The sequence below is a fragment of the Aquiflexum sp. genome (genome assembly GCF_977115555.1).
Map to the genome: position 1 here is coordinate 1 of NZ_CDSBKL010000305.1, position 5,121 is coordinate 5,121.

Genomic DNA, 5,121 nt, shown 5'->3' on the forward strand with positions numbered 1-5,121 from the left:
GATATCCGCGGGAGAAAATGAAAAACCTTTTTTCTCTGTGCCCTCTGTGTGCTCTGTGGTAAATCAATCAATCCCACCTCCGCGTCCATTGAGGTAAAAGTTAAATCAAATCCAGCTTCTGGAGAAGCAGGATGGCGGAGGAATGCAATCTGCGTTTTCTGCGCAATCTGCGGGAGAAAATGAATCCTTGTTTCTCTGTGCCCTCTGTGTGCTCTGTGGTATATTAATCCCCTCAATCATAATTTAACCAATCACAAGCAGGCTGTGGATCGGGCATCCCTAACTTGACCAATTCCCGGACAGGACTGAGGCCATTCTGACTGTTGGTGAAGTAAACAACTGCATTTCCGGATTTTACATTGGCCGTAAAAAACCCCCTAAACGTGTAATTATCTCCCCATTGGAAAATCTGTCTGCCCTCAGATGTTTCTTGGATTCCCACACCCAAACCCCAATAGACCTGCTGGCCTTTGCCTTCCTTTAGATTTACTTGAACATGTGGCGTAAACATCAATTGTTGCAAACCCGGGTTCATCTTTTTACCCTCCAATAAGGCTTCTAGAAACAAGGCATAATCATATGCCGTTGTCTGCAGAGAAGCCGCTGCATTGGGATTTTTTACTTTGCTTTTCCCTATTTGCTTTCCGTTTTTCTTGAAGGAAAGACTATGGTTAGCATCAAATTCCTCTAAATAAACAAAGCTACTCCTCTTCATACCCAACGGTTGAAAAATATATTCCTGTGCAAGCTCTTCCAAACTTTTCCCCTTAAGGTGTTCTGTCACCTTTTGCAGCCAGACGAAGCCCTCTCCTGAGTACCGAAACTGCTCTCCGGGTTCATATTGGAACTGAAGTTTTCCCTTTCTCCAATTTGGCAATCCGCTTGTATGGCTGAGTACCATTTTGGCTGTGACAAGTTTGTGCCTTGGGTCATGAGCAATATCCTGATAATCAAAATAAGTATATAAAGGCGTGTCTAGAGCCAAAACACCTTCATCTACCAACTGAAAGACTATGTAAGAAAAGATGGGTTTGCTGAGGGAGGCTGCAGAAAAAACCGTCTCTTGGTCGATGGGTTGGTTATCATTATTAGCTTTTCCGATGGCAAAACTTTCTTTCAACTTACCCTCTTGCAGCCATGCATAAGAAATCCCAGAGATATTTTTATCAGACATGATTTTGGAAATCGATTCGATGTCTGCATTAATTGGGGGAAATAATGCAATACAAAGCAGTCCGAACAGGCAAAGGAGTATTGAAAAGAATTTCATAAGGAAAAAGATTTACAGGTAAAAATACTAAAATCCTCTTGCAATACCTTCGCGTCTATTGCGGTAAAAGTGAAATCAAATCCAGCTTCTGGAGAAGCAGGATACCGAGGACCCTTTGCGATACCTTTGCGTCCATTGCGGTAAAATAATGCTCCTTGCGGTAATTAAACATTCATTTGGAAAAACACCCCATTTGGGACATATTTACCCTTTCATACTACTTCCATTACAAACCATTACAACATAAAAATGACCCATACCAAATTCAAAAAATATGCAAGCCTCCTAGTCTGCGTATTCCTGACTGGATTTTTTGGCAATACTGCCCTTTTTGCCCAGCAAACCGTCATGCTGAATGACCTCTCGGCTTTCAAACCCAATAGCGGTACCTGGCAGATGGCCGGAGATGTCGCCGGAGATCCCAATCAAGACAACTACCTCAAGGTATCCAAAGGTGAGGGCATCATCGTCAACCTCCCCACGAAAAAGAATAACGGCCAAGACCTTGTCTCCATCGAGGAATTCGGAGACATCGACCTCGAACTCGAGGTCATGGTGGCTACCCATTCCAACTCGGGTGTGTACCTCATGGGACAGTACGAAATCCAGGTCCTCGACAGTTGGACCAAAACCACCGTCAAGCCTGGCGATATGGGCGGCGTCTATGAGCGTTGGGATGAAAGCAAGCCCGATGGACAAAAAGGCTACCAAGGCTATGCCCCAAGGCAGAATGTGGCCCGTGCACCGGGAATCTGGCAGCAGCTGAAGGTGTCTTTTCAGGCTCCAAGGTTCAATGCACAAGGTGAGAAAACCGAGAATGCGAAGTTTCTCTACATCCAACTCAACGGCGTGACGATCCATGAAAATCTCGAACTCTTCGGTCCTACCCGCGGTTCTCTGATGCCCAACGACATCGCCAAAGGTCCACTCCGGATCCAAGGCGACCATGGTGCGGTGGCTTACCGCAATATCAAGATCACAAGATTTGATACCCCGGCGCCGACATTGACCGACCTGAAGTATGAGACTTACAAAGGATTCTTCAACCAAGAGCCTGATTTTTCAAAAATTGATGTGGCTTCGGTAGGCAGCGTTTCCAATATCCAGGATCCGATCCAAACACCGACAGGACAGAATATGACCCGTTATATGGGTAAATTAAACATTCCTGCTACAGGCGACTACGTCATCCACATGCTTGTTTCATCAGGAACAGGTCAGCTCACCATTGACGGCAAGAAAGTCACCGGAATGGGTGATGAGTACCAAAGGGCAAATGTCAGCCTCAACAAAGGAACAGTTCCTGTAGAGATCCTCGTCTCCAAGACCAAAGACTGGTCCGACACAGGACTTGACCTGTATATACTCGGTCCCGGACTTCGTGAGACTCCACTTTCGAAGAGCAGTACCAGACAGATGTGGATGACAGACCCGATCCTTGTCGACCAACAGGATGTACCGATGTTGCGAAGCTTTATGGACCTTCCTGATGGCAAAAGAATCACACATGCGCTTTCAGTTTCCAGTCCACAGCAGGTACATTACTCCTATGACCTGAGCAAAGGAAACCTGATGCAGGTTTGGAGAGGGGGCTTTCTGGATGCCACACCAATGTGGAATGACCGTGGCAACGGCGCATCTGTTCCCCTCGGGGCAGTCGTATTCATCGGCAATCCCGAAAAGAACCTTTACGGCATAGAATTCCAGTCCAACAACCAAAATTTTGATACCCAAGGCTACCAAACCAAAAACGGCGGGGTCGAGTTTTCTTATGACATGCAGGGGATTTCCTTCAGTGACTTTATCATCAGCAGGGCAGACGGCAAAGGATTGGACAGGACCCTGACCGCTGCAGGAGGCACTGCAAACAAGCAATATGCCATCGCGGAAGGTGCTGAAATCAAACTGATCAAAGACGGATTGTATTGGGTAGCGGACAAGGGCTTTTACATACAGGTAGACCCCAAGTCGGCCAACAAGCCTGTAGTTCAAAGCAGCGGCGACAGGCAGCAGCTTTTGGTTTCCCTCAATTCCCTGATCCAATACAGCATCTTGTTTTAACTTATTGACATTTAGAATATGAAGACCTTTCATTCAACATACATTACCATCCTGGCACTCGGATTTTTGGGATTGTTTTCCCGACCGATCATGGCCCAAGAGTCTCCTTTGGAGGAAGATTATTACAAAATCATGAAAGTAAGCAGCCCTGAAGGAACACTCCTTGAGGTGGGCGGATTGGCTTTGATGCCAAACGGCAACCTCGGTGTGGCTACCAGAAGAGGGGATATTTTCATCGTGGAAAATCCCACAAGCCCAAGACCTTACTTCAGGAAGTTTGCTTCTGGACTGCACGAAATTCTCGGACTGACCTATCAGGACGGTTCATGGATCTGTGCCCAAAGGGGTGAACTGACCAAAGTCACCGACACGGACAAGGACGGCTACGCAGACAAATACGAGACGATATATGCTTGGGACATCTCAGGACATTACCATGAGTACAGCTTCGGACCCAAGGTCAGCAATGACGGCAGCTACTTTGTCTCCGGCAATGTGGCCTTTGGCAATGAAGAATGGTGGAGAGGCGAAAGCCGCGTACCGTACAGAGGTTGGGTGATGAAAATTTCCCCTGACGGCAAAATGGAACCTTGGGCTACAGGCATGCGCTCTCCTGCGGGATTGGGTATCATCGACGGCGAGCTTTTTTATACCGACAACCAGGGAGATTACATGGCTTCAGGTGGATTGTGGCATCTGGAAAAAGGAGATTTCACCGGACATCCTGCAGGCTTGGCTTGGACAGCATTGGCTGGACCTCCTTTCAAACTGACTGCCGAGCAATTTGACGCAGTAGTAGATCCGAGAAAAATCAAAAATACATACGGAAGGTATATCAAGCCCGAAAATGTGGTGGATGAGGAATTCATCACCCTGTTTGAGGCAAAAGAAAAAATCCCATCCATCAAACTCCCTGCAGTTTGGTTGCCACATGGTATCCATGGCATCTCCAACTCGGAGCCTTTGCAGATTCCAAAAGGACATCTCGGACCCTTCGAAGGACAGATCCTCGTAGGAGATCAAGGCCAAAGCAAGATCATGCGTGTCATGTTGGAAAAAGTAAACGGCCAATATCAGGGAGCATCGATTGACTTCAGAAGTGGATTCCAATCAGGAGTCATGCGGATTGCCTTCGGTGCGGACAAGTCACTATTTGTAGGCGAGACCAACAGAGGTTGGGGTTCTGCGGGCGAAGCCAATGAAGGACTTCAGCGCATGGTGTGGAATAATGAGATTCCTTTTGAAATGAGAACCGTCAAGGCCATGCCTGATGGTTTTGAGATAGAATTTACCAAGCCTGTCAATATCAATTCCGCAGAGGACTTGGCTTCCTATGCCGTTCAGAGCTTTACTTACAAATACCATCCTGTCTATGGAAGCCCGCCTGTAAATATTCAGGACAATGGTATCTCCGGGGTAAAAGTATCTCCTGATGGGATGAAGGTGAGAATAGTCGTAGATGGCCTGAGGAGGTATTATATCCACAAAATCTCCTTGGAAGGTGTCAGAGACCGGTACGAATCCCATTCTTTGGTTCATGGCTCGGCATATTACACACTGAACAATATTCCTGAAGGGGAAAAGTTGGCTGCGGACGAACTCAGCCAATACAATTCAGTGGCCGAGAAAGCCAGGCAGGAAGCTGAAGCAGCCAAGATAGCTGCAGCTTCTCCGAAAAAAGCTCCTGTGGCAGTGGCGGCCAAACCTGTAGCCGTGGCCAATGAAGTCCCTTCGCAGGAAGTCATCAGCGCACTGCTTGCCAAAAATACCTGTACCGCCTGTCACAATGC

At 47.2% G+C, this 5,121-nt stretch carries 3 protein-coding genes; 2 read left to right on the forward strand and 1 reads right to left on the reverse strand.

Features of this window, described 5'->3' with window-relative positions; genetic code table 11:
* Positions 1-232: 232 nt before the first annotated feature.
* On the reverse strand, positions 233-1,270 hold the full coding sequence (locus ACZFYI_RS15420; protein WP_462525021.1) for a serine hydrolase domain-containing protein: 1,038 nt from the start codon (positions 1,268-1,270) through the stop codon (positions 233-235).
* Positions 1,271-1,519: 249 nt separating this feature from the next.
* On the opposite strand from ACZFYI_RS15420, the gene ACZFYI_RS15425 reads away from it, so the two are divergent.
* On the forward strand, positions 1,520-3,331 hold the full coding sequence (locus ACZFYI_RS15425; protein ID WP_462525022.1) for a 3-keto-disaccharide hydrolase: 1,812 nt from the start codon (positions 1,520-1,522) through the stop codon (positions 3,329-3,331).
* Between the two features lie 18 nt (positions 3,332-3,349).
* Positions 3,350-5,121: hypothetical protein (locus ACZFYI_RS15430; RefSeq protein WP_462525023.1), on the forward strand; the 1,772-nt coding region annotated here is incomplete at its 3' end.

Excerpts from the sequence above, each read along its gene's own strand:
- ACZFYI_RS15420 (WP_462525021.1), bottom strand. The coding sequence starts at position 1,270 with ATGAAATTCTTTTCAATACTCCTTTGCCTGTTCGGACTGCTTTGTATT.
- ACZFYI_RS15425 (WP_462525022.1), top strand. The coding sequence starts at position 1,520 with ATGACCCATACCAAATTCAAAAAATATGCAAGCCTCCTAGTCTGCGTA.